25 protein-coding genes are annotated in these 25,371 nt (G+C 52.1%); 13 read left to right on the forward strand and 12 right to left on the reverse strand.

The genetic code is table 11. The features are described from left to right. Positions 1-101 precede the first annotated feature (101 nt). Positions 102-518: a GNAT family acetyltransferase gene (locus PsAD46_RS05145; RefSeq protein WP_082831232.1), complete on the reverse strand. Its 417-nt coding sequence runs from the start codon at positions 516-518 to the stop codon at positions 102-104. Between the two features lie 163 nt (positions 519-681). On the opposite strand from PsAD46_RS05145, the gene PsAD46_RS05150 reads away from it, so the two are divergent. After that, positions 682-2,157, forward strand: coding sequence for a methyl-accepting chemotaxis protein (locus PsAD46_RS05150; protein WP_063286737.1), 1,476 nt, complete (start codon positions 682-684; stop codon positions 2,155-2,157). 105 nt (positions 2,158-2,262) lie between these two features. On the opposite strand, the gene PsAD46_RS05155 is transcribed toward PsAD46_RS05150, so the two are convergent. Both PsAD46_RS05155 and PsAD46_RS05160 read right to left on the reverse strand, forming a co-directional pair. Next, positions 2,263-2,715: a YtoQ family protein gene (locus PsAD46_RS05155; RefSeq protein ID WP_063286740.1), complete on the reverse strand. Its 453-nt coding sequence runs from the start codon at positions 2,713-2,715 to the stop codon at positions 2,263-2,265. Positions 2,716-2,756: 41 nt separating this feature from the next. Beyond that, positions 2,757-3,389, reverse strand: coding sequence for a DUF2799 domain-containing protein (locus PsAD46_RS05160; protein ID WP_063306311.1), 633 nt, complete (start codon positions 3,387-3,389; stop codon positions 2,757-2,759). Between the two features lie 203 nt (positions 3,390-3,592). On the opposite strand from PsAD46_RS05160, the gene PsAD46_RS05165 reads away from it, so the two are divergent. Then, entirely contained in the window at positions 3,593-4,009 is a 417-nt protein-coding gene (locus tag PsAD46_RS05165) for a GFA family protein (RefSeq protein ID WP_063306312.1), read from the forward strand. A gap of 72 nt (positions 4,010-4,081) precedes the next feature. Continuing rightward, a complete protein-coding gene (locus PsAD46_RS05170; RefSeq protein ID WP_063291330.1) occupies positions 4,082-4,495 on the forward strand; it encodes a GFA family protein in 414 nt (137 codons plus the stop codon). Positions 4,496-4,562: 67 nt separating this feature from the next. Here the strand turns inward: PsAD46_RS05170 and PsAD46_RS05175 are convergent, their stop codons facing one another. Genes PsAD46_RS05175 through PsAD46_RS05185 form a run of 3 tightly spaced genes read right to left on the reverse strand, consistent with a single transcriptional unit; the run spans position 4,563 to position 7,245 of the window. Next, a complete protein-coding gene (locus tag PsAD46_RS05175; RefSeq protein ID WP_063306313.1) occupies positions 4,563-5,426 on the reverse strand; it encodes an SDR family oxidoreductase in 864 nt (287 codons plus the stop codon). A 21-nt stretch (positions 5,427-5,447) separates the two neighbouring features. Continuing rightward, positions 5,448-6,284 carry an RNA methyltransferase gene (locus PsAD46_RS05180; RefSeq protein ID WP_063291332.1) on the reverse strand — a complete coding sequence of 279 codons (837 nt, stop codon included), beginning with the start codon at positions 6,282-6,284 and terminating at the stop codon, positions 5,448-5,450. Between the two features lie 4 nt (positions 6,285-6,288). Then, positions 6,289-7,245 (reverse strand): class I SAM-dependent methyltransferase, encoded by a 957-nt coding sequence (locus PsAD46_RS05185; RefSeq protein ID WP_063286842.1) that lies wholly within the window; start codon positions 7,243-7,245, stop codon positions 6,289-6,291. 605 nt (positions 7,246-7,850) lie between these two features. Between PsAD46_RS05185 and PsAD46_RS05190 the strand changes: the two genes are divergently transcribed. The 5 genes from PsAD46_RS05190 (at position 7,851) to PsAD46_RS05210 (ending at position 13,049) form a co-directional block, all read left to right on the forward strand. After that, complete coding sequence (locus tag PsAD46_RS05190; RefSeq protein WP_063306314.1) at positions 7,851-8,552, forward strand: carbon monoxide dehydrogenase subunit G; 702 nt, start codon at positions 7,851-7,853, stop codon at positions 8,550-8,552. A 193-nt stretch (positions 8,553-8,745) separates the two neighbouring features. Then, the gene (locus PsAD46_RS05195; protein WP_057464199.1) at positions 8,746-9,234 is read left to right on the forward strand and encodes a (2Fe-2S)-binding protein; all 489 of its coding nucleotides are present in this window, start codon (positions 8,746-8,748) and stop codon (positions 9,232-9,234) included. A 108-nt stretch (positions 9,235-9,342) separates the two neighbouring features. Further along, entirely contained in the window at positions 9,343-11,706 is a 2,364-nt protein-coding gene (locus PsAD46_RS05200; RefSeq protein WP_063286746.1) for a xanthine dehydrogenase family protein molybdopterin-binding subunit, read from the forward strand. 3 nt (positions 11,707-11,709) lie between these two features. After that, positions 11,710-12,207, forward strand: coding sequence for a hypothetical protein (locus PsAD46_RS05205; protein ID WP_063306315.1), 498 nt, complete (start codon positions 11,710-11,712; stop codon positions 12,205-12,207). Between the two features lie 41 nt (positions 12,208-12,248). Then, complete coding sequence (locus PsAD46_RS05210; RefSeq protein ID WP_063291334.1) at positions 12,249-13,049, forward strand: xanthine dehydrogenase family protein subunit M; 801 nt, start codon at positions 12,249-12,251, stop codon at positions 13,047-13,049. 32 nt (positions 13,050-13,081) lie between these two features. Here the strand turns inward: PsAD46_RS05210 and PsAD46_RS05215 are convergent, their stop codons facing one another. After that, on the reverse strand, positions 13,082-13,807 hold the full coding sequence (locus PsAD46_RS05215) for a hypothetical protein (RefSeq protein ID WP_208981676.1): 726 nt from the start codon (positions 13,805-13,807) through the stop codon (positions 13,082-13,084). A 165-nt stretch (positions 13,808-13,972) separates the two neighbouring features. Further along, a complete protein-coding gene (locus PsAD46_RS05220; RefSeq protein WP_063306316.1) occupies positions 13,973-14,734 on the reverse strand; it encodes an SDR family oxidoreductase in 762 nt (253 codons plus the stop codon). A 117-nt stretch (positions 14,735-14,851) separates the two neighbouring features. On the opposite strand from PsAD46_RS05220, the gene PsAD46_RS05225 reads away from it, so the two are divergent. Both PsAD46_RS05225 and bfr read left to right on the forward strand, forming a co-directional pair. Beyond that, positions 14,852-15,061 (forward strand): (2Fe-2S)-binding protein, encoded by a 210-nt coding sequence (locus tag PsAD46_RS05225; protein ID WP_057464194.1) that lies wholly within the window; start codon positions 14,852-14,854, stop codon positions 15,059-15,061. Between the two features lie 54 nt (positions 15,062-15,115). After that, on the forward strand, positions 15,116-15,601 hold the full coding sequence (bfr, locus tag PsAD46_RS05230) for a bacterioferritin (RefSeq protein ID WP_054784322.1): 486 nt from the start codon (positions 15,116-15,118) through the stop codon (positions 15,599-15,601). Positions 15,602-15,654: 53 nt separating this feature from the next. Here bfr and hrpB read toward each other — a convergent pair whose 3' ends face one another. The 4 genes from hrpB to PsAD46_RS05250 form a co-directional block, all read right to left on the reverse strand. Further along, positions 15,655-18,108 carry an ATP-dependent helicase HrpB gene (gene hrpB / locus PsAD46_RS05235; protein ID WP_063306317.1) on the reverse strand — a complete coding sequence of 818 codons (2,454 nt, stop codon included), beginning with the start codon at positions 18,106-18,108 and terminating at the stop codon, positions 15,655-15,657. Between the two features lie 100 nt (positions 18,109-18,208). Next, on the reverse strand, positions 18,209-19,252 hold the full coding sequence (gene glk, locus PsAD46_RS05240) for a glucokinase (protein ID WP_063306318.1): 1,044 nt from the start codon (positions 19,250-19,252) through the stop codon (positions 18,209-18,211). A 14-nt stretch (positions 19,253-19,266) separates the two neighbouring features. Next, on the reverse strand, positions 19,267-19,695 hold the full coding sequence (locus PsAD46_RS05245) for a methylglyoxal synthase (RefSeq protein ID WP_063306319.1): 429 nt from the start codon (positions 19,693-19,695) through the stop codon (positions 19,267-19,269). A 261-nt stretch (positions 19,696-19,956) separates the two neighbouring features. Next, complete coding sequence (locus tag PsAD46_RS05250; RefSeq protein ID WP_208860247.1) at positions 19,957-20,781, reverse strand: DUF1194 domain-containing protein; 825 nt, start codon at positions 20,779-20,781, stop codon at positions 19,957-19,959. 728 nt (positions 20,782-21,509) lie between these two features. Between PsAD46_RS05250 and PsAD46_RS05255 the strand changes: the two genes are divergently transcribed. The 3 genes from PsAD46_RS05255 to PsAD46_RS05265 all read left to right on the forward strand — a co-directional run bounded on the left by PsAD46_RS05255 (position 21,510) and on the right by PsAD46_RS05265 (position 25,355). Then, positions 21,510-22,442 (forward strand): sugar-binding domain-containing protein, encoded by a 933-nt coding sequence (locus tag PsAD46_RS05255; protein WP_244271720.1) that lies wholly within the window; start codon positions 21,510-21,512, stop codon positions 22,440-22,442. Positions 22,443-22,511: 69 nt separating this feature from the next. Next, positions 22,512-23,510 carry a BMP family ABC transporter substrate-binding protein gene (locus tag PsAD46_RS05260; RefSeq protein WP_082830530.1) on the forward strand — a complete coding sequence of 333 codons (999 nt, stop codon included), beginning with the start codon at positions 22,512-22,514 and terminating at the stop codon, positions 23,508-23,510. 306 nt (positions 23,511-23,816) lie between these two features. Continuing rightward, complete coding sequence (locus tag PsAD46_RS05265) at positions 23,817-25,355, forward strand: ABC transporter ATP-binding protein (protein WP_063306393.1); 1,539 nt, start codon at positions 23,817-23,819, stop codon at positions 25,353-25,355. Positions 25,356-25,371: the final 16 nt, after the last annotated feature.

The raw sequence follows: 25,371 nt of genomic DNA on the forward strand, positions 1-25,371 counted from the left end.
ATGATATGCTGTCGCAAGTAAATTTCAGGAATGCTTCAAACCAAGCAGGTAAGCTTTCAACTGTTTCCAAGAGCCTTGTGAAAACCGCGTAAAACTTTGCTTCACAGCGGTTCAATCACCTTTTGCAAACAGATGGCGTGGGTGTCATTGTACCCCTGTCCTTCATAGAAGCTGACAGCCTGCGCGTTATCACCACGCACGAGCAGCTGGACCTTCCAAATACCTCGAGCCCGCAACCACTCTTCTGCTGCTGCCGTGATTGCCTTGCCCAGCCCTTTTCCCTGATGGTCTGGATGTGTGCTTACATAATAAAACCAGCCACGATGCCCGTCTTCACCGCACATAATGCTGGCAACAATAGCGCCATCCAACTCACCGATTAAGATCGTAGAGTGTTCGCCTTCCAGTGCTTTTTCGATATCCCGCATCGGATCATTCCATTCACGGAACACACCGGCAGCTTTCCAAAGAGCAATAACTGCGTCCTGATCTGATAAGCACATTTCACGACAAATCATATGTACCGCGCATAGTAGTTCGAAAATAGAAAAATAATCACAGGATGTTTTGTAATTATCCTTTTTAATACAGTGGCTTGAAATTGTGAAGAGGAATAATAACAAGGTTAATAATCTATAAGTAAAAATATGAAAATCTTTGCGCGATTGAGAGGTTTTCGATATGGCTTTTTTTAAGCGTAATACACAAATGCTTGCTGAAGCCGCTGCAAATGACCAAGGAGAAGTAATCGGTCAGTCTGCAGTGGTGGAATTTACAGAACCTAAGAATTCCATTGATAGCGCACGCTTGTTTGGCGAATTGGATGCGCTCGCGTTGGACATGGCATCAGCTGCGGGAGAGCTGGACGCCGTGAATAACACTGCTGGCGCTTTGAGAATGGCCATGGAAAGCCTCCAGGACGCGTCTGGGCGCGTTGTCGAAAGTAATCGGGAAGTGAGTGCCGCGGTTGAACAAACTGCTGAGCAGACGTCTAACGCCCGCGATACTATGTCTAAGTCTCAGGAGGTGGTGACCGACGCGCTTGCCAACATCAACAGCCTGTCGACAGCCATCAGCAGCATCAACAGGCAGCTGGAAGGTCTTCAGGCGTCATTTGCCAACGTTCGCCAGTTCTCCAGCTCTATTGATGCCATTGCCCGGCAAACCAATTTGCTGGCGCTCAACGCAACCATTGAAGCAGCCCGTGCCGGTGAAGCAGGGAAGGGGTTTGCTGTCGTAGCCAGTGAAGTAAAGGCTCTTGCAACACAAACGACTGTTGCGACGGAGCAGATCGACCAGACCATTCTCCAACTCGGCAAAGAAGCGGACACCTTGGTCGATTTAGGCAAGGGCGCGCTTAGCACAGTCGGAACTGCTGAGAACAGCACACAATCCATCAATGACCTCTTCCATGAACTGGAAGCGATGGTAGACAACATTTCCGCGAATACGGACTCCATACGAACGGCTTGTGCAAACAACGATGCAGATACCGAAGAGCTTCTGCGCAACCGTGATGAAGTGATCGGTGTTGTCTCAACAAATGCGGAAAGCATCGAACAGGTCTCGGGCCAGATGCTGGGAACCTCTCAGACCGCCGACGCGCTTCTTGCTGAAGTGGCTGTCGAACATGGCGATAACCTCAATCAGCAGATGATCGAGGTTGCAAAAGAGACCGCTGGAAAGACCATGGAAGCGTTTGAAGCTGAAGTGGACGCAGGCCGGATCTCAGTGAATGACCTCTTCGATTTCAACTACACGCCAATTGAAGGCTCCAATCCAGCGCAGTTCATGGCGCTTTTCACCCAAATGACTGATCGGGTGCTTCCAACTATTCAGGAGCCAGTCAAAGATCTCGATGACCATATCGTCTTTTGCGCAGCGCTAGATAAGAACGCTTATCTGCCAACACACAGCAAAGATTATTCCAAACCGCAAGGCAATGACCCGGTTTGGAATGCAGCAAACTGCCGTAACCGCAGAATGTTCGATGATCATGCGGGCCTGAACGCAAGCAAGAACACCAAGGAATACAGCCTGCAAACGTATCGCCGAGATATGGGGGGCGGCAAAGTAATGATGATCAAACTGGTCTCAGCCCCAATCTGGGTCAAAGGCCGCCACTGGGGCAACACCCTCATCGCATTCAATACTTGATGTTTAGAAGCCCCAAAAACAAAAAGGCCCCACACTCATCCCTCATAGTGAGGTGAGAGTGTAGGGCCGTGGTGAAACAGCGTCTTCCCTTGAATTGGGAGGGGCTTACAGCTCGCCGCGGATCACGTAACGAAGCAGATCAACCACCTGGTCAGGGTCTTCGGCAACAGCAAGGGCTGCTGCATCCACTTCTTTCAATGGGTGCGTCAGAGCTGGTTCGTGCAACACGATGATGCTCTTGCCCAATGCTGAGGCGAACCCTGCATCGAAGGCTGCGTTCCATTGCCGGTACTTGTCGCCAAAGCGAACCACAACGATATCGGCCTCAGAGAGCAGCGTGCGAGTGCGTATTGCATTCACCTTTGCCCCCTTGTGATCTCGCCAGAAGTTGTTTTCTTCCGGGCCTAGAATTTCGACACCGCAATCATCACTGGCTTCGTGATCGGTCACTGCGCTGTCAAAATGAACAGGTAGGCCTGCATCAGCCGCACCATGTTCAATACGCTCTCTCCAATCGGTGTGGATCTCACCTGAAAGATAAACACGCCACGTTTTCATCGGCTCGCCTTCCCCTAAGAATCTGCATTTGCCTGCAAATTTTAAGAGGGGTTGTAGCTCGGTTCAAGGTCAAGCAGCTTATTGGTGACTTCTTTTCGGACACGATCGCGTTGGCGCTCGCGAGAGAATAGCCTGTTTTGTGCAAGGAGCAGATCCGCACGAGCCAGATACGAGTCGGTCCGGGCGGCATCAGCAGCTTTTCGGCAGGCCTTGCCTTCCTTGCCAGACTTGCAATCTTCGCCGCGCGCTTCTTCTTCAAGCCGGTCTATACGGCGTTGAATTTCCCAGACTGCTTCCTGAGCTTCACTGGCAGTCTCATTGGCTGAATAAAGCTGGTTGCCCAGGGAGTAGCCAACTTTGAAGCTCTCTTCTGTAGCGATTGGGCATACACCGCGATAGCTCTTACCCTCACGACCCTGCTCAAAGCCAGAAATTGGAGTACAATAGCTTTGCAGGCCAATGGTGCGCCCAGCCATATAGGCACTCACATCCGGTGTGACGCCGTATTTGCCGCAAGCTTTTGTATGTTCATTCAGCTTGTCAGAGGTGTAACCAGCCCGCCCATCAACAACACCAATGCCCTGCCAGTCGCCGACCTTGCAATCTTCCTCAGAAAGGGAGGCGCAACCACTCAGCGCCAGCCCAAGTCCAACAACAGTAAATAGTACCCGCATCCCCAACATGCCTTCCCTAAAGCCCAATCGCCTTTGTAGTGCCCGCACATCTGATTGGACAAAAATTGAATCTATGAAACCCAGATACGAGACTTAACCTGAACGCTTGCTGAATACAAATGTTCGCTATATGTTCTCTTTAAGGAATCGCATAGCCCTCGATTCGAGAGGCCATCTCATTTCAGTAGGTATTGGAAAGTCAGATGACGAAGACCATTGAATTTAAAGGGCGCTGCCTGTGTGGCGCGGTCACTTTTGAAGGTGAAGCGCCGAATGAACCGGTCAGCAGCTGCCATTGCAAGCAATGCCGTCAGTGGGGCAGCGGCCCGTTTGAGGCATTCAGCTTGCCGCTGGCAGATCTGAAGTTCATCTCTGGCGAAGATGCCGTCAAATACTATGAATCCTCTGAGTTCGCCCGCCGCGGCTTCTGTTCAAAATGCGGATCAAACCTGTTTTGGCATGCAGACCGCCATCCTCAATGGAAAGACCGAATTGCGATTGCCGTGGGTACGTTGGAGCAGCCACCAGGCCTCACAGCAGGCAATCATATCTTCTGTGCCACAAAGGGTGACTACTACGAGATCGAAGATGGTCGCCCTCAATATGCCTACGAAGATTGATGAGGAAATTGATCTTATCCCAAACCGTGGCCCTCGGCTAAGGTTACCCAACAAGCTCTAAGGGAGAGAGATATGTCTGACTTGCGGATTTATAAAGCGAAATGTCTTTGTGGCGAAGTCTCATTCAAGGCTGAAGCGCCCCAAAAAGATATTGGTTTATGCCATTGCACAATGTGCCGTCGTTGGAACAGCGGGCCGTTCCATGCAATCGCGATTCCGTTTGATGCTTTGAAGGTCGAGAGCGGAGAAGAGAACATCTCATATTACCGCTCCTCTGATTACGCGAAGCGCGCATTTTGCAACAACTGCGGCAGCAGCCTGTTTTATCACGGAGACAAAATCCCCGAGATTGCTCATGAAGTTTACTTCAGCGCTGGGCTTCTGGAAGAACCGACAGGCTCAAAACTGGCAGGTCACATCTTCTGCGCCAGCAAAGGCGATTACTACGAGATAGAAGGAGACCTGCCTCAACACGAAACAGTATAAAAATCCGCTCTGCGGTCAAAACCGGTGCAAGGTGAGCGGTTGGATCAAGGCGTGTTCTTCACACGCTCTAGCTCCAGCCGTTCTCCCACATATAATCCAACGCTTCCCGGTAGTTCGGGAATTTGAATTTATACCCCAAAGCGCCTTTCAGCTTGGCATTGCTCGCGCGTTTCACTTCGCCGTAAAACGAAATCGCCATAGGTGAAAGATCAGCATCTTCAAAGGCGATTGCTGGCGGTGGCTCCACACCCATCAGACGAGCAGCATATTCCACCACATCTTCTGGCGGACACGGCGCATCATCACACACGTTGAAAATACCGGAGGCGTTGTCTTCAAACGCATGCTGGACAGCACCAGCAATATCACTCACGTGAATACGGTTAAAGACCTGACCTTCTTTGATAATCCGGCGAGCTTTACCTTTGTCCAGATTGCAAAGTGCATTCTGGCCACGGCCATAAATGCCGGCAAGGCGCAAAATGCTGACTGGGATGCTGGTTTCTTCTGAGAATGCGAGCCACTCGTGCTCTGCTTCCAGACGCTGCTTGGAGCGTTTGGAGGTTGGATTGCACTCCGCTGTTTCTGTTACCCAACGACCTCCGTGGTCGCCATAAACCCCGATGGTCGAGAGATAGCAGATCGCCGTTGGCTTTGTTTTCGCAACTGCGTCACGCGCAGCATTCAGCAGAGGATCACCATCGTCCGTTGGCGCGGCAGAAACCAGAATGTGAGTGGCGGTGGCAATAGCCTCCAACAGCTCATCGCTTGCTGTTTGTCCGTCAAAGAGGATCGGCTGAACCCCTTTGGACCGCAGTTCCTCCATTTTCTCAGGAGAGCGGGTCGTTCCGCCAATCCAGGAAAACTCGGTCCCGTACATTTTCACAAAGTGGCGAGCTGAATATCCAGCTCCCAAAATCAACAAGCGCATTCCAAGCCCCCCGGCTTACGTTTACAGCTTCAGATAGTTCCTGCGCACTTCATAAAGCATCACAGCCGTTGCAACAGCCAGGTTCATTGAATCAGCCTGCCCCGCCTGCGGAATTTTCACCAGATCAGAGCAGGTATCAGCCAGTTTATCACTCAGGCCAGCCTGCTCATTGCCCATCAACAAAATAACAGGTTCTTTATAATCTACAGCACGATAGTCCTTTGTGCCCCGCAAATGGGTGCCAACCACAGGTCCGGACCAGCTCTTGCGGAATTCAACGAACTCATCAGCAGTACAGCGCACAAGTGGCATATGGAACAGAGAGCCCATTGTCGCACGTACAGTCTCAACAGCAAATGGATCAGTTGTTTCGTCAATCAGAATAACGCCAGTCGCACCAACCGCATCGCCGGTGCGGATGATGGTTCCCAGATTGCCGGGGTCACGGACACGATCAAGCGCGATCCATGTCGTGGCACTTTTCGGGTCAATGTCACTCAGCTTCATAGTTTGCTGTTCGTAAACACCAACCACCATCTGCGGGTTGTCACGGCGGGTGATTGCACCAAGCACAGCCGTGTTCACCTCAAGAATGAGAGCTCCACGGGCTTTTGCTTTCGCAGCCGCTTCTAGCGCAATCTTGTTCTCACGAGCTTCAGGACCAAGCGCCAGATAACGTACCCCCCAGCCAGCTTCCAACGCATCGGTTGCCAGTTTCAGGCCTTCAGCAACGAACAATCCGGACTGTTTGCGATTCTTGCGCTGAGCAACAAGGCCTTTGATTTCCTTCACAATCGGATTGGAATGTGAGGTGATCTGCTTTACTGCACCGGCACGGTGATTATCTCTGGTTTCCATCGGGTTATGCTCCCTCAGCCTTATTGTTTTCAGGTGCGCTCCACCGGCTGAATAGGGAGGTTGAGAGCAATCGTGGTCCATCAAGTTCGCGAATAGCCAGCTCACCGGATTCAATCGTGCCCGGCAGGCCATCAAGGCATTCTCGCATCAACTCATGAGAAGACAGGAAGCTGGCGCGGATGGCGTAGCTGGACATCAGCAGGAACTGCGCATTGGGAGAAAGCAGCTTTCGCACGCACGCCAACATGTGCGGCACGCTCTCAAAGAAGTCCCAGACCTCTCCATTCGGCCCGCGACCATATTTCGGCGGGTCAAGGATAATGCCGTCATAGGTGTTTCCGCGGCGCACTTCCCGCTCTACAAACTTCATGGCGTCATCACAGATCCAGCGAATTGGCTTGTCTTCAAGGCCGGATAACTCCTGGTTCTCACGTGCCCAGACAATGGCCTTTTTGGAAGCATCAACATGAGTGACTTGCGCGCCAAGAGCAGCAGGCAGCAGCGAAGCCATTCCTGTGTATCCGAACAGGTTGAGAACTTTGAGCGGACGATCTGCTTTTTTGATTTGCTCGCCAACCCAGTCCCAGTGCGCAGCCTGTTCAGGAAACACGCCCACATGGCGGAAAGACATGAACTGGCCATTGAAGGTGGCAGGGCCGTATTTCATCTGCCAGATCTCATCAACCTGATTGGCAAACTTCCAGCGGCCTGGGCCTTCTTCTTCAACGTCGCCGGTAAAGATAGCGTCTGCGCTTTTCCATTCGCTTTCTGGCAGGCGAGGGGCCCCCATAGCCTGCGCTTCTGGGCGGATCAGTTTATAGCGACCATAGCGCTCAAGCTTTTGTCCGTGTCCCATATCCAGCAAGGCATAATCGTCCCAGCCGTTCATTTCCACCATCACAGGCAAAACGCTGGCAGGGGTGGTGAAGCGGGCAGATGTTGGCTTATGTTCGCGTACGATGGGCTCAACAACCGTGGTGGCTGGAGCGCTGCGCGTTTGGTCTCGCCGGTTCGGGCGCGTTGCTGCTGCGCTATCTTTCTTGCCACCACGAGTGTCGCGGGGATTGCGCGCCTCTCTCTGGTCCCGATTATCTCGGGTATCGCGTTTGGCAGAAAAACCACGCTTCGGATCGTTGTCCTTCCGTGCTCCGCCTTTTTTGGATTGCGCATTGCGGGTTCGTGGAGCGCCGCCTTTGGGTGATTTGCTCAAGGATGTTGCCTTTGATTTTCTGCGCACAAACGCGAGACAAAGCCTCACGCTGAATTCGTTTATTTAATGAAAAGGCATTAAGGCGATGCGGGCCTCGGGTCAACGCTTTAGCGCAAAACAAGCTCTTTACCGTTAAGTGAGTATCCACAGCGTGGGAACACCAGCATAATGCAGGACGTATAAAACGTCGTTGTGTTCTGAAAAGAAGTTTTGAGCATCCATGACAATTTTAACACGAGAGGTACTTGTCTTTTCCCTCGATTTAAGTCCAATCTACATGACGTGGAATGCAAAAGTGACCTTAAGGCGTGGAGCCTACCTAAAGGAAGCACTGAAAAGAACGAGGGGGCCAATCCATGGAAATGTCTGGAGAGCAGCAAATACCTGCGAGTCAGGAAAAGGTTTGGGAAGCTCTCAACGATCCTGAATTGCTGAGAAAGTGTATTCCCGGTTGCGATAGTCTGGAAAAAACCGCCGACACTGAGATGTCTGCCACGGTCACAGCAAAAGTGGGACCGGTCAAAGCCAAATTCAAAGGAGAAGTAACCCTCTCTGATCTGAACCCGCCAAAGTCCTACAAAATTTCCGGAGAAGGCAAAGGCGGTGTTGCAGGGTTTGCGAAGGGCTCGGCAGATGTAACCCTGTCAGAGAGTGGGGATGGCACTCTTCTGAGTTATGAGGTTAATGCAAAGGTCGGTGGTAAACTTGCTCAATTGGGAAACCGGTTGATCGATTCAACTGCCAAGAAGATGGCTGAGGAGTTCTTCTCGAATCTGAACAGAGAACTCGGTGGAACTCCGGTAGCAGGCAAGGACGAGCCGCTAGAAGCTGTTGAGTTGGATCAGGGGCTGATCGAGGAAGCCAAGTCTATCGCAAACGAGCACGCCATCGAAGGATCAGTTGAAGCCATGGCTGATGCTGAACATGCGTTGGAAGATGCAGTCAAAGACGTTGAGGAGAAGGTAGAAGTTGCAGCGGGCAAGGGATTCCTAGGTGGACCGCTGGGTTGGGGCCTTATGGCTCTGGTTGTTTTGATTGCTCTTTATTGGTTACTTTGAAACTAGGAATTTGGCGGTCGGATTTTGCAAGGCGCGTAGAGGGCGCTTTGTAAGCTAACGGCCCCGCCGAATAACAAGGCCAATGGCCTAAATTACAACCAACTGCCTTGATAGGACGGGAGATCCTGACCAAGGCTGTTGGCTTCATAGTCTGCGGACGCGAAATTGCAGGCTTTTTTGAGGGAGGAAAACCATGACGACTGTCTCTATGACGGTGAATGGAAAGCAGATTTCTGGTGAGGTCGAAGACCGCACCCTTTTGTCTACATTTCTGCGCGAAAATCAGGGACTGACCGGAACACACATCGGCTGTGACACCTCACAGTGTGGTGCATGTCTCGTGCACATGGACGGTAAAGCAGTGAAGTCCTGCAGTATGCTTGCTGTTCAGGCAACTGGTTCTGCTGTCACCACAATTGAAGGTGTTTCCCAAAATGGCCAACTGCACATCATGCAGAAAGCTTTCAAGGAAAACCACGGTCTTCAGTGCGGTTTCTGCACCCCTGGCATGATCATGTCCGCAATCGATATGATTGATCGCCTGGGTACAGATCTCGACGAGAAAACAATTCGCCATGAGCTGGAAGGCAACATTTGTCGCTGCACCGGCTACCACAACATCGTCAAGGCAATCAAAGCCGCAGCTGACGAAATGGCCGAAGTTCTCGAAGCCGCAGAATAATTCGGAAATTCAACTGATCATTGATCCAGCTGCACCTTATTTCAGGTGCGTTGCACTGCTGGAGCCTATGAACAGTTGCTGAAGTCAACCTTCCGGGAGGGGATGGAAATGACAGCAGAAGGAATCGGCGCACGAGTGCTGCGCAAAGAAGACAAAAGATTTATTACCGGAAATGGCCGCTACACGGATGACATGACCATGCAACGCATGGGCCACGCTGCTTTCGTCCGCTCAACACACGCTCATGCTCGTATCAAGTCCATCAACACAGATGACGCGATGAAAATGCCGGGTGTTGATGCGGTTTTAAACGGACATCAGCTGGTCGCAGATGGCATCGGCAACATCATTTGCGGATGGATGATCCATTCCAAAGATGGTTCTCCAATGAACATGGGCGCGTACCGTGCTTTGGAGTCGGAAACAGTCCGTTATGTCGGTCAGGCCATCGCAGTTGTTGTTGCTGACACCCAGCAGCAGGCACGTGATGCAGCAGAAGCTGTGGTGGTGGAATATGAAGATTTGCCAGCTGTCGTTGACAGTCTTGATGCTCTGAAAGATGGCGCACCACAGCTCCATCCGGAAGCCGCTGGCAACCTCATCTACGATTGGGAGATCGGTGAGGAAGCTCCAACGGATGAAGCGTTTGCAAACGCAGCACACATCACCCGGATGGACATCGACAACAACCGTCTTGTTCCAAATCCGATGGAACCACGCTCTGCTTTGGCGCATTTTGATCCGTCAGAAGAGCACTACACGCTTTACACCACCTCTCAGAACCCGCATGTGGCACGCTTGGTACTCTCCGCGTTCTACAACGTGGCACCTGAGAACAAGCTGCGCGTAGTTGCACCGGATGTTGGCGGTGGCTTCGGCTCCAAGATCTTCATCTACCCAGAAGAGATTGCTTGTCTTTGGGCAACAAAGCGTGTTGGCCGTCCAGTCAAGTGGACTTCCGACCGTACAGAAGCCTTCCTGACAGATGCGCATGGTCGTGATCACCACAGCACCGCAGAGCTGGCTCTGGATGCGAACAACAAAATCACCGGGTTCCGTGTGAAGACAGTCGCCAACCTTGGCGCTTACATGTCTTTGTTTTCATCTTCTGTACCAACCTATCTGTACGCGACGTTGCTGTCGGGCCAGTACAACATTCCAAACATCTACGCGAATGTGAAAGCGGTCTACACCAACACCACTCCAGTGGATGCATATCGCGGTGCAGGACGTCCGGAAGCCACCTATGTGGTTGAGCGCATGATGGAAACGGCTGCAAAAGAAGTTGGCATGGCGCCAGCTGAATTCCGCCGCATCAACTTTGTGCGCGAGTTCCCGCATCAAACACCAGTGATCATGGCTTATGATGCCGGTGATTACGAAGCCTCTCTTGATGCAGCCATGAAGGCTATCGATTATGATGGTTTTGCTCAGCGTCGCACTCAGTCCGAAGCTGCTGGCAAGCTCCGTGGTATCGGCATGTCTTGCTACATTGAGGCATGTGGTATCGCACCATCTCAAGCTGTCGGCTCACTCGGCGCAGGTGTAGGTCTTTGGGAATCTGCTGAAGTTCGCGTGAATGCCGTTGGAACCATTGAGGTTTTGACTGGGTCGCACAGCCATGGTCAGGGTCACGAAACCACATTCGCTCAGTTGGTCTCTGACCGGCTTGGCCTGCCAACGGAGAGCATCTCCATCGTCCATGGTGATACCGACAAAGTGCAGATGGGTATGGGCACATATGGCTCCCGCTCTGGTGCCGTTGGTATGTCTGCAATTGCTAAGGCACTCGACAAAGTCGAAGCCAAGGCGAAGAAGATCGCAGCGCACCTGATGGAAGCGTCCGAAGGGGACATCGAAATCGAGAACGGTGAGTTGAAAGTCACCGGAACCGATAAGAAACTCACCTTCACCGAAGTTTCTCTGGCAGCTTACACAGCCCACAACCTGCCGGAAGGCATGGAACCCGGCCTGAAGGAAGGTGCCTTCTACGATCCAACTAACTTCACGTTCCCTGCAGGCTGTTACATCTGTGAGGTCGAAGTTGATCCGGATACGGGCGTTGTCTCCATCGAGAACTTTGTTGCAGCTGATGACTTCGGCACCATCATCAATCCGATGATTGTGGAAGGTCAGGTGCACGGTGGTTTGGTGCAGGGCATTGGTCAGGCCATGCTGGAACACACCCAGTATGACGAAGATGGTCAGCTGCTTACAGCTTCTTACATGGACTACACCATGCCGCGTGCGGATGATGTGCCATCCTTCACGCTGGAAACCACAGTCACTGAATGCCCGGGCAATCCGCTCGGCATGAAGGGCTGCGGAGAGGCTGGCGCGATTGGGTCACCACCTGCTGTCATCAACGCCGTAACGGACGCCCTTGGCATTCGTGACATGAATATGCCTGCCTCGCCAAACCGCGTCTGGCAGCTCATTCAGGACAACGGCATGAAGCAGGCAGCGGAGTAATCAATGGCACAGGCTGGCGCTAAATCGACATTGGATCACAAGTTCATTGCCATCGAACTCAATCAGCGCGCATGGGCTCTCTTAGAAAATGAGAGCCGCTCGCCCGAGGAAAATGACGAGATGCTCCATGTCGCCCACGCAAGCCTTTGGCACTGGCTTCAGGCCGGAACGAATGTCCATCACCAACGTGGCTTGTGGCTGGTAGGTCGTATCCATGTTCTGCTTGGAAACCGTGAAGCAGCAATGCGTTACGCCCGGCAGACCATGGACCTGACAGAGGTTCATCAAGAGGATATGGCAGACTTTGATCACGCCTATGCCTCTGAACTTCTGGCACGCGCCACATTGCTGGCAGGGGAAGAAGGCGAAGCCTCAGTTCTGTTTGAAAGAGCTGCACGGCTTGGCCAACTGATCCACGGTGAGCAAAATCGCAAGATTTTCTTTTCTGATCTGGAAGCTATTCCGTACCCGAAAACTGAATTGTCTGAACTTAACTCATAGCAACTCTGCCAAAGACCCCTTTAGGGGATGGGAGGCTAAAAATGTACGAGACCAAATATCATCGCGCATCAACAGTGTCAGATGCTGCGGCAATGCTGAAAAATGCTGATGACGGCAAACTGCTTTCTGGTGGTCAGACCTTGATCCCAACCATGAAGCAACGTCTGGCAGCACCCAGTGACTTGATTGATCTGCGCCACATCGGAGAAATTTCCGGCATTGTGAAGCAGGCTGATGGCTCAATCCGCATCGGTGCAGCAACTTGCCATGCAGATGTCGCGGCCAATGAAGATATCAAGGCAGCCCTTCCCGGACTGGCTGATCTGGCTGGCACAATCGGTGATCCGCATGTCCGCCATATGGGTACGATTGGTGGCTCTGTCGCCAACAATGACCCGGCAGCGGATTACCCGGCAGCTTTGTTGGCTCTTGGGGCAACCATCGAGACCAACAAGCGTGAGTTCTCTGCGCAGGACTTCTTTACTGGTATGTTCGAAACAGCGCTGGATGAAGATGAGATCGTGACCGCGGTTGTCTTCCCGGTCGCATCGAACACCGCATATGCAAAGTTCCCCAATCCTGCCTCGCGCTACGCAATGGCTGGTGTCTTTGTAGCAAAGACCGGAGCGGGTGCTCGCGTAGCTGTGACAGGTGCAGGTCAGGATGGTGTTTTCCGCATGCCTGACATGGAGAAAGCTCTGGATGGCAACTGGTCTGCTGATGCTGTTGCTGGCATGGCACCATCTGCTGACAACATGCTCTCAGACCTTCATGGCACCGCTGCCTACCGCGCCAATCTGGTGACGGTCATGGCAAAGCGTGCTGTCGCGGCATCCAGCTAACACATTGAGAGAAGGGGCTTTGTCCCTTCTCCTCATTCCCCTGCTTTTACATAACCAGCCTGGATCGCCCGCTGGAATGTAATCGCTGCGTACTGGTGAACTTTACCCAGATAGGCAAGCAGAGCAGAGAGAAAGGTCGTTAGGCCAACCAGTTCAAACGTCTCTTCCAAAATGTAGAAGATCTTGTAGCCAAGCGCATCATAGCCTTCGCTGCCAGCAAACATGGCTCCCAGCATCTCAAAGCCAATCGCGCCTGCAAGATAAACGCTGCCTGACACAACAAACAGAACAGCGAACCGTCGCGGTAACCTTATGAGAAAGCGCAGATAAACGAGGCCTAGCGTTCCAACCAGAACCACAGCAGGCAGAACCCATGCAAAGTAAAAGGCACCACTCAGGTCAAACGCATTGCGTAGCGGATCGATTGTGACTTCATGGATTGCGATGTTCTCATCAACAGACATATAGAGAAAACCAAAGGCGAGCACCAACCAGTAGGGCCAGTTTTGTGGTTTCTTGGAATGTCGTTCAATGATGCCGATCACAGCAGTTAGACCAGCAATACAGACCATCACCATGGAAGAGAACCATGCGCCGAGGTTGAGTTCTTCATCCAGTGAGATATGCCGCAGGTCTTTCAAAGGCGTTTCAATGCCAATGGTATCAACGAACACCTGCTGAGCAATGCCGAGCAGCACTATCAGAAACACCATGCCGTACAAAACGACGGGCACCCTCTTTAAGTTGACCGCTGGCATGTGTTTGATCCCCCAACACTTCTTGATGCAACCAGCTAATTAAATCAGAGGTTCCATAAAAAAGAGCTAAGAAATATTACCAATATTTGATGTTCTTCAGCACGCATGCTGGCAACAAAAAAGGGCGCCCAAAGCGCCCCTTTCACGTTTCACATAAGAACGCGTTTATACGTGCTGTCCGCCGTTGATATGTATCTCAGCGCCTGTCACGTAAGAAGATGGAGCAGAGCACAGGAAGTAGATGGTGTCTGCCACTTCTGTCGTGCTGCCAAGACGGCGCATCGGAATGGTCTCAACGATTTTCTCGGTACCAGGTGAGAGAATCGAAGTATCGATTTCACCCGGAGCAATCGCATTCACACGAACGCCATGCGGCCCAAAGTCAGCAGCCATCTCGCGCGTCAGGGAAGCAAGAGCCGCCTTGGAGGTCGCATAAGCTGTTCCGGCGAACGGGTGCACACGACTACCAGCGATAGACGTGACATTCACAACGGAGCCTCTGGCAGCCTTCAGCTCTTCAAACAAACCACGGGCCAGCATAATTGGCGCAAAGAAGTTTACCTGAAACACATCCCGCCATGTTTGCATTGGGGTCGTCAGGGAATCGAGGCGTTGGCCTTCCTCGTCCTTCGGGCTGATACCCGCATTGTTAACGAGGGCATGAAGCATGGAGCCATTGTCTTTCAGACGCTCTTTGATCTGGAGAACGGCGTTTTCCAGATTATCTGCATCGCCCAAATCCACTTCAATGTGGTCTTCCGGCCCGGATGGCCAAGGGCATTTGTCAGAAAACGGTTGTCTGGAACAGCTAATGACCCGATAACCCGCTGAAGAAAATTTCTTTACGGTTGCGTGGCCGATTCCACGGCTTGCGCCCGTTAAGACGATTGTCTTGCGGAGATCCTTCGTCGTTTGGTTGGTGTTCATAGGGGCTTTGCTCGTGATAGGACTGCAGGAAACTGGAGTATTATTCTCTAGTTTTAAAAGATCTACTGTTTATATAATGCTTTGCAAGCGAAATTGGGAGCCCGAAAGCAACCAACAATGATCATTTGTCACTGCAACGTCATTAATGACAAGGAAATAAAACAAGCTGCACGTGAGCTTTGCGAGAATCCTGAGGGGGGAGTCCCCACTCCGGGCGCGGTATTTCGTCACCTTGGGTACAGGCCAAAATGTGGTGGTTGCTTTAAAAGCATCATCGAAGTTGTATACGCTGAGGCTGAACAAGTTAAAGATGACTCTGGACAGTAACTTGGAATTATTCTAAAAAAGGTCAATACCTCAATTTGTCAAGGAGAGAGTGACATGAAGGGTGAACCTAAAGTACTGGAATATCTCAACAAGGCTCTACGCCACGAGCTGACCGCAGTAAATCAATACTGGCTGCACTACCGTCTCCTTGAAGACTGGGGCTTCACAAAGCTTGCAAAAAAAGAACGTGAAGAATCCATTGAGGAAATGGAACACGCCGATAAACTGATCGAGCGTATCATTTTCCTCGAAGGTCACCCGAATCTGCAGACACTCGATCCGCTGCGCATCGGTCAGGACCTCAAGGAATGCCTTGAATGCGATCTGGCAGGTGAATACTCCGCTCGTGCACTTTACAAAGAAGCACGCGAAGTTTGCCGCGACGAAGGTGATTACGTCACCATGAAGCTTTTTGAAGATCTGATGGCAGACGAAGAAGGTCACATCGACTTCCTCGAAACCCAGCTGGAACTTCTGGAAAAGATTGGCGTCGAGCGCTACGGCCTGCTGCAGGCAACTCCTGCAAACGAAGGCGAATAAGCTTTTCATCTTTGAGTTTTAGAAGGCCGGAGAGCGTTATGCTCTTCGGCTTTTTATTTGCGCGGTTTTACCCGGCGCGTGGCTTCTGCATCCAGCGGATTATCCGGCCACGGGTGTTTTGGGTACTGCCCCTTCATATCAGCCTTCACATCCGCCCAGGACCCTTGCCAGAACCCAGGTAGGTCCCTGGTGATCTGAATAGGCCGCTGAGCAGGGGAAAGCAGTTGCAACACCAGCTGAACCCTCCCACCGCAAATGCTTGGGTGCTCCGCAAGGCCAAACAACTCCTGCACCCGAACGGAAAGCATCGGCCCTTGCTCGCCATCATAATCAACCGGAATGCGTGATCCGGTGGGTACGACAAAGTGTGAGGGGGCAAGAGTTTCCAGTTCCGAACTCAACTCCCACGGAACCAGCGTTGCAAGTGCATCCCCCAACGTGCCCGCACTCACTTGAGACAGCGCCGTCTTTCCTGCTAGGAACGGACGCAGCCACTCAAAGTCTGTATTCAGAGCCTTGTCACTCAAATCCGGCCATTCCTTACCTGCCGTCTCGCGCAGATAAGTCACCCGTCCGCGATAGCGTAACTGATCCTTGCTCCATGGCAGACGAGCCGCGCCTTTACGGGCAATCTGGTCAAGCAATGCATCAACAATCGCTTCTGGATCGGGATCAGAGATTTTCTTCTCGTTCAGCACCAGTTTGCCTAGAACCCGCTGCCGAACCGCCTTGATGGCGCCATCTGGCATCAACTGCACCTGTTCTTTCTCGCGGATGTGAGAGGCAAAGCGAGCTTCGAGTTCATTGAAGGAAAGCGGTGCAGCCAACAAGATACGTGCGCGGGCTGCTGTACCAGTCACTTCAGCAATACTCAGGAATTTCTCGGCATAAAGCGCTTCGCTCTCTTCCAGCTGTGCACCACGCCCATTGGCCAGTCGGAAACTTCCTCGTGCACCGCGTTGCTGTGCGATGCGGTCAGGATAAGCAAGGCTCAGGATATCGCCCGCATCCTCAAAGTTGGCACGCTCAGAGGAGCGTCCGCCAACAAGCTTCACCCAGCGTTTGGCCTGCGCTCGTGCCTCTTTGCCTCGTGGACTCTGGTCTTGCATCAAACGGCGTAAGCGATCTCGCAGGTCAATCGAGCGACCGCCCAAACCATGCTCACCAATAATCACGGCAATTAGCGATGCCAGCTCGGCTTGTCCCTCTTGCGAGGCTTGCACCAGCATGTGCCCGAGACGAGGGTGCAGCGGCAGTCCGGCAAGGTCACGCCCAGCTTTGGTCAGGCTGCCATCTGCATCCAGCGCGTCGAGCTCTTCCAGAAGTTCTTTAGCCTCAGACCAGGCAGCAGCAGGCGGCGGTGTCATAAACTTCAGCTGAGCGGGATCAGAAACACCCCAATTGGCGACATCAAGCACAAGTCCGGAAAGATCGCTCTCCAAAATCTCTGGCTTTTCAGCAGCAGGAAGGGCCTTCGTCTGCGCTTCTTCCCAAAGTCGATAACATATGCCCGATTCCACACGGCCCGCGCGCCCCTTGCGCTGCTCTGCAGTTGCACGAGAAACTTTCACGGTCTCAAGACGTGTCAGTCCTGTTTGCGGATCATAACGCGGCACACGGGAAAGACCCGCATCAATCACAATACGCACGCCTTCAATAGTCAGGGATGTCTGCGCAATGGCCGTGGTCAGCACCACTTTTCGCTGACCGGGCTTGGCAGGACGAACAGCCAGATCCTGCGCCTTACTATCCAAAGCGCCATAAAGAGGTGCAATGCTCACATCAGCAGCAACGCGTCCTTCTAACAAGGATTGCGTGCGCTTGATCTCACCCTGACCTGGCAAGAACACAAGCACAGAGCCTGTCTCTTCAGCCAATGCTGAACGAACCGCCCGTGCCACCTGGTCTTCCAGCCTTCCACGCGGATCACGGCCAATGTAGCGCGTCTCAACCGGATACTGCCGGCCTTCACTCTTCAGGATTGGTGCATCATCCAGAAGCTTGGAAACTTCAGCCGCATCTAGTGTTGCAGACATTGGTACAATGCGCAGGTCATCGCGCAACGCTTCCTGAACATCCAAAGCAAGCGCTAGTCCAAGGTCTCCGTCCATGGAGCGCTCGTGGTATTCATCAAAGAGAACGGCAGCCACGCCGGAAAGCTCAGGATCATCAAGGATCATGCGGGTGAAGACACCTTCCGTCACCACCTCAATGCGCGTTTTGCCTGAAACCTTACTGTCCATGCGCACACGATAACCAACCGTCTCGCCAACGCTCTCACCCAGCGTATGCGCCATTCGTCGCGCAGCAGCACGCGCTGCAAGGCGCCGAGGCTCCAGCACGAGGATCTTACCATCGCCTCGCCATGGAGCATCCAGCAGAGCCAGCGGCACACGGGTCGTCTTACCCGCACCCGGCTCGGCAACAAGAACCGCATTGGTGTTTTGCTCAAGAGCAGAGAGCAAGTCCGGCAGGATCGCTTCGATTGGCAAAGAGGAAGACGTCATGGGCTCCGCAAAAAAGTAGGCGTCAAAAAAGAGAAAGCAGCTCCACAGACCTTAATCTATGCAAAGCTGCTTCCAGTCAATTTGGAATTTAAGCACAAGGCTAACCTGCGGTCTTGGCGTCCTTGCGGTGCCAGCTACGGCCCGTCAGGTCCACAAGATACTCATCAGGTGCACGGGTATAAGCCGCGAGGCCTTCAAGGGCAGGGCTTTTGTGCGTGATGATGTAAGTCGGAATAGACTTCATGATACCTTCATGCGGAGCTTTGGCCTCAAAAGCAGCCCGAAACTCACCACCATGCAGCCAATGCGAGATCTTCGGCGGAATGCCGCCTGCCAGATACACACCGCCACGTGCGAGATTGGTGATCGCGAAATCCCCCGCAACACGGCCAAGTGCAGCACTGAACAATCGCAGCACTTTCTGTGCAACCTCATCACCATCATCCGCTGCCAAAGGCACATCTGATGGCTTCTCATAGGTACGATGCACCCCGTCAGCCTGCAGCACAGCCTTAGCAAGGCGCACAAGGCCAGCACCACAGACAACCTGCTCAGCACCAACACGCCCGCCAATGCGCTCGATATACGGCCAGATGCGGTATTCTTCCTCACTCAACGGGCCAAGCTCAACATGGCCGCCTTCGCCGGGAACGGGAATCCACTTTCCGCAGGAGCGGATCATTGCACCTGCACCAAGGCCGGTGCCCGGTCCAACAACAAACTTGGTTGCGTTCTGATCAGCCACGCCGCCGCCCACCTGATCCAGATCGACTGGGGATAGGGATGGCAAGGCAAGGGCCTGTGCCTCAAAGTCGTTGAGAAGAACCACCTGTTCCAGACCAAGCTCTTTGATGAGAGCGGGAGGCTCAATCACCCAACTTGCATTGGTCAGGGCAATCCGGTCGCTGGAAACGGGAGCAGCAACAGCCAGCACCGCAGACCGAGGTGCAGCGTAGCCTTGTTCCAGAACTCCGGCGCGAATGGCATCCTGAATGGTTGCATGCGCCTTCGTACCTTCCTGACCACAAAGCTTGGTAGGCTCATTGGGGCCTTCGATAAGCGCAAAGCGAGCATTCGTGCCGCCGATGTCAGCGACAAGGACCGGGTAGGGTAGGTTTCTTGTAAGCGGAGCAGAGTGCAGCATTTATCAGTTTGACTTTATAGTTGGCTGGAAATTTCTGGTGTTTGCGAGGAAGTGGAAAGCCCCGCCAGACGTGCAGAGCGCAAAATGATGTCTGCTGTACTGCGGTTCAACGCCATTGGAATGTCGTAGACCAGCGCCAGACGCATCAATGCTTTCACATCCACATCATGCGGCATTGGGGAGAGGGGGTCGACGAAGAAGAACAGGCCATCCAGCGCGCGGTCAGCAATCATTGCGCCAATCTGCTGGTCACCACCAAGCGGGCCGCTTTTCATGCGTTCTACATCCAGAGATGGACATGCATCCTGAATACGGCCACCCGTTGTCCCCGTCGCAAAGAGCTTATAGTCAGCGAGTTTGCTTTCGTGCAATTTGGCAAACGCGACCATTTCGTCTTTTTTGGCATCGTGGGCGATAAGGGCGAGAGTTCTACGCTCGGTCATTTGGGCTCCGTCAACACGTCGCTGGAGCGCATCCCTGAAAGGTGGTTCCGTTTTTCGGAGAGGGACACGCAGAAACAAAAACTTAGAGCTTGCCTGAAACTGTGCACGGCATGCTCTAAGTCTCTTGGGATTACTTATCCTTTAGCGCGTCTTGACAGGCTTTGAAAGAGTCAACTTGCGCCGTTTGTGCCTGATATTTGAGCGGCGACAAACGGCAGCAGGTCATACACAGGTTTCCGAAACTTTTCGGAGATCGCAGCATCAGTCGAATAAAGAGCACATGACCATATCTCTGCGTGACTTGGCGCGGATGAATTTGGGTTTGTCATCAACAAGACCGGCAATCTCCAGCACAAGTTTCATGCGGATGGCATCACTGAAGCCTTCCTTGGAGCGGACTGGAATCGAAAATGCCCCAGGTCCACCAATGACACAGTCTTCATAGTAATGGTCCAGATGCAGCATGGATTGCCACGAAATGCTCTCTTCCTTCAGCATCAAAGGCAGGCCGTTGACTGTCATACCCTGCGCGATCGCAGCATCACGCGCTTCGGTGACAGCACTGCCCTGATTGTTCGGACCATCGCCGGAGATATCGATGACCTGACGCATGCCGTTGTATTCGTTCGCGATGACCAGATTGACCGCCTGCGTCAGCGCGGAGGAGATGGAAGTGCGCTGCACCCGGCGCAAGGGGGCTTCGGCAATCTTGCCTGCAAACTTACCCGCAGTTGCCTCGTCCGAAATAATGGTCCAGTCCGCAACAACAAAGTGCTCGTCTTTGCCGCCCCACTCCATGTAGGCAACAGCAATGCGACCGATGGGGCCGTATTTGATCGCATCAAGCACCTCGTCAGATGTCAGTGCCGCAACATACCCTTCTCTTTGAATGCGCTGTTCCTCTGGGTCCATGCTTTGAGAAATGTCCACGGCCAGAACCAGTTCAAGGTCGACCTCCTTGGACATATCGAAGTTCAAAGATGCATGAGTATTGGAAGTTGCCAGAATGGGGGTAGAAAACAAGAAACCACCAAGTGCGAATGCGCCCGCAATCGCAGTGAGGGGTTTTGTGCACATGGGCCGCATTTTCAGCCTCCTTTTTTGCAAGGTTCAAGGTGTCCCGGTCACGGACCTCCCCGCCTCAATTTTTTTGTTTTGCTGCAATCGGCACTGAGCTAACGAAAACAGGTTACATCCATAGTATTCCCACGGTCATCCATGAATGTGGAAGACCATTCACTAGCATTGATATATATAGGGTTGTATTAAGCTGGCTCTGCGGAAAATAACTGTTTGATTTGCCAGTAAACGCAATCTGAAGATTTTGCGGCGACAAATGTTGTGCCAGTTAGTGCGTTGAAAATATTTTGTTTATTTTACAAATATTGAGAGTTGATCAAATGTTACATAAAGTTGATTAATTTCTTCATGATCGCTTTGCAACTTTGACCTGAGGCGTGAGTCGTAACCTAAGTAATTTCCGCAAGTACTTGAATTGAAACTATTTGATTTTATTAGTATGGCAAAAACAGTGGTTTAGTTAGCTAGCAATAAGATTCTGCAAATCGCGCAGTTTATTTCCTTGACCTTCCGTTTCACCTAATGCAAATGTGTGTTTGAAATATTTCTCACGTGGTGAAGAAATATTCTTCTCTGATTTGGGGGAGTGCTCAGAAGCTCTGAAACTGAGCATTTCGGTAGGAAAATTGGGAATGGATTCTGGAGGTATTTCCAGAAAGCCATATAGGAATATAAGAGGCTAGACCATGAAGGCAGACGAATGGACCACATCTTTGGCCATTAGGGCCGCTTGGATGTCTTTCATTGGCCGAAGCACTCAGGGAGAGATTGCTGGCCGCCTTGGGGTTTCCCCTGCAAAAGTTCATCGCCTAATAGCACATGCTCAAAAAGAAGGCTTGATAAAATTTCATATCGAAGCCCGGCCTTCTGAATGCGTTGAATTAGAACAATTTCTCTGTAAGCGAATGAATCTGGAAAATTGCTTTATTGCTCCGGATCTTGGCAGCGGTGACGAAACAGACTCTTTCACGGCAGTTTCATCTTTTGCTGGCCAATACCTTCATTCACTTTTTACAACGAATCCACCTAAGCGCATTGGTGTAGGCATGGGGCGCACGCTCCAGTCCACCATCGAGGCAATGCCTCGTGTTCACCTTCCTGAGCTTGAGCTGCTGTCCGTATCCGGCTCGCTCACCCGTCGTCTTTCTGCCAACCCGTATGATGTTGTGCAGCAGCTATGTGCGAAGACGGGCGGTGAAGGTTTCTATCTTCCTGTTCCTTATATTGCTGAAACCAAAGCAGAAAGAGACACCTTTGTCTCTCAGGGCGCTGTTCAGGAGCTGCTCGCAAGAGCTAAGGCCGCAGAACTCTTCATCATCGGCATCGGGTCCGTTGAGAAGGAAGGCCACCTTGTACAACGCAAGCTGATTACCTCTGAAGAACGTGAAGAACTGCTGGAAAGTGGCGCTTGTTCTGACGTGATGGGCCGCTTTGTCGACATTGACGGCAACGAAGTAGCCTGTTCTCTAAACGAAAAAGCAGTTGGTTTGCACTTTGATGACGTCCGCAAGGCGCATGTTGTCGCGATCGTTGGCGGTTACCGCAAGGCGAAAGCAACACTGGCAGCATTGGCGACCGGCATCATCAAGGATCTGATCATCGATGAGGTTTTGGCCAGAGAACTCGCTGGCCTGCTGAAAGAGAACGAGCTCGAAGCAACGACATAAGTTGGGAGTCTGTTCTTCTTAAGGGAGAGTCCTTTCCGCTCTACGGGAAGATATAATAAGGAAGAAACCGTGAAAACCACAACAATCCTCGGTGCAGTTGCTTTAGCAGCAGTCATGACGACTGGAGCTATGGCAGAAACTTTCAAGCCCGCAGTCGTTTATGATTTCGGCGGTCGTAATGACCGGTCTTTCAATGAAGCAGCTTACAAAGGCGCGTTGCAGTTCGAAGAACGCACAGGCATCAAGTTCCGCGATTTTGAGATCCAGAATCCATCTCAGCGTGAACAGGCTCTGCGTAACTTCGCGCGACGTGGTCTCGATCCAATCATCACGATTGGCTTCGCTCAGGCAGCTGCACTGGAGAAAGTTGCTAAGGAATTTCCTGACACGCACTTCGCAATCGTTGATTCCGTTGTAGACCTGCCAAACGTACGTTCCATCGTCTTCAAAGAAGGTGAAGGTTCATTCCTCGTTGGTCTTCTGGCTGCAATGTCAACTGAATCCGACACCATTGGTTTTGTTGGCGGTATGGACATTCCGCTGATCCGCAAGTTTGCATGTGGTTACAAGCAGGGCGCGAAATACGCGAAGCCTGACATTGAAATCATCGAAAATATGACCGGAACCACCGGCGCAGCATGGACTGACCCACTTAAGGGCGGTGAACTTGCTCGTTCACAGTTCGCGCGTGGCGCAGATGTTGTGTTCCATGCAGCAGGCCTGACCGGCACTGGTGTTCTTCAGGCAGCAGCTGATGAAGGCAAGCTGGGCATCGGTGTGGATTCCAACCAGAACCACCTGCATCCGGGTTCTGTTCTGACTTCCATGATCAAAGCGGTAGATGTTGCTGTCGATAAGACGCTGACAGACGCTAAAGAAGGCAAGTGGACATCCGGTGTTGAAGTTCTCGGCCTTGCTGAGAATGGTGTTTCCTGGTCTTACGACGAGTATAACAAGCCTCTCATCACAGCAGAAATGCAGTCTGCAGTTGAACAGGCAAAGATGGATATTATTTCTGGCAAAGTAGAAGTTCACGATTACATGGTGGATTCTACCTGTCCGTTCTAATCTAATGGAAAGTGCCCGCACTATCTGGTGTGGGCATTTTCGCTTACGGTGGTTCTTCGGAACGACCACTCCTTCCAGACTTTCGGTCTTGAAGGGATTTATGAGGGACTTGCGCCCCTGTAGCCCGAGTAGAGTTTTCAGCCTTTGGGAGCGAAGGTTGAAGGGGAAACGAGGATAACTGCATTGGGATCTGTTCTCTGCTTCTCCTGGGGGTGGGGCAACGCTTTTGAAACGGTGTACTTCGAAAGCAAGAACGAGATTGATGCGCAAGTTATTGATTTGATAGACCAGAAAGGCCGGGCAACAGTGGCTGAAAGCAATGTACCTGCCATCGAGTTAATTGGCGTAAGTAAAAGTTTTGGGCCTGTTCAAGCAAACAAGGACATTGACCTTGTTGTAGGAAAAGGGTCCATTCACGGCATCATTGGGGAGAACGGAGCGGGCAAATCCACCTTGATGTCGATCCTCTACGGTTTTTACCATGCCGATAGCGGAACAATTAAGATCGATGACAAGACAACCACTATTCCTGATTCGAAGAGCGCGATTGCGCAGGGCATCGGTATGGTGCACCAGCATTTTATGCTCGTCGATCCATTCACAGTTCTAGAAAACGTTATTCTTGGCGCTGAGGGCGGCGCACTGTTGAAAGATGGTGTAGCAAACGCACGTCGCGAACTTAAGCGTTTGGCAGACGAATACGACATGACAATTGACCCTGACGCAGTCGTGGGTGAGTTGCCAGTTGGTTTGCAGCAGCGAGTAGAGATCCTGAAGGCTCTGTACCGCGGCGCAGACATTCTCATTCTTGATGAGCCGACTGGTGTTTTGACACCATCTGAAGCTGATCACCTCTTCCGCATTCTTCGCGTACTGCGCGATCAGGGTAAAACAGTTCTGCTGATCACCCACAAACTGCGTGAGATCATGGATGTAACCGATACGGTGTCCGTGATGCGTCGTGGTGAAATGGTGGCCTCTCGCAAAACTGCTCAAACCTCCATGGAAGAACTGGCTGAACTTATGGTTGGCCGCAGTGTTCTTCTGGAAGTGGACAAGCCTGAAGTCGAAGTTGGCAAGCCTCTCCTCAAAGTAGAAGGCCTCAACGTTCGGGATGATCGCGGCGTGATGCGCGTGAAGGATGTTTCCTTCGAAGTGCGTGCAGGTGAAGTTCTTGGTATCGCAGGCGTTTCCGGTAATGGTCAGTCTGAGCTCCTCGCAGCTCTTTCCGGCATCACCCGCGCCGAAAGCGGCAAGATGGAGCTGTCAGGCGAGCCGTTGGACCTCTCAGCGGCACATAATGCAGCTGAAATGCGCACCAAGGGAATGAGCCACGTACCTGAAGATCGCCACCGGATGGGGCTGGTCAACAAGTTCGCAGAGTATGAGAACTCCATTCTCGGCTACCATCGCGAACCGAAATACTCAAAAGGTATGTTCCTCAATAAAGATGCGATCCGTAAGGAAGCTAAGGAACGCATCGAGAAATACGACATTCGCCCTCCAACCACCGAAATGACAGCTGCAAAGTTCTCTGGCGGTAACCAGCAGAAAATCGTTCTGGCACGTGAAATTGAGTGTAACCCGGACGTTCTTCTGATCGGTCAGCCGACACGCGGTGTTGATATCGGTGCGATTGAGTACATCCACAACCGGATCATGGACATGCGCGCGCAGGGCAAAGCTGTCCTTCTTGTATCCGTGGAGCTTGAAGAAATTCGTTCACTCTCCGACCGCATCATTGTCATGTTTGATGGCAACGTGGTTGGTGAACGCGGGCCAGAAGCAACAGAGCAGGATCTTGGTCTTCTCATGGCTGGTGTCAATCAAGAGGCAGCAGAATGATCATGAACTCCCTGTT

The sequence above is a fragment of the Pseudovibrio sp. Ad46 genome (genome assembly GCF_001623065.1).
Taxonomy (GTDB): domain Bacteria; phylum Pseudomonadota; class Alphaproteobacteria; order Rhizobiales; family Stappiaceae; genus Pseudovibrio.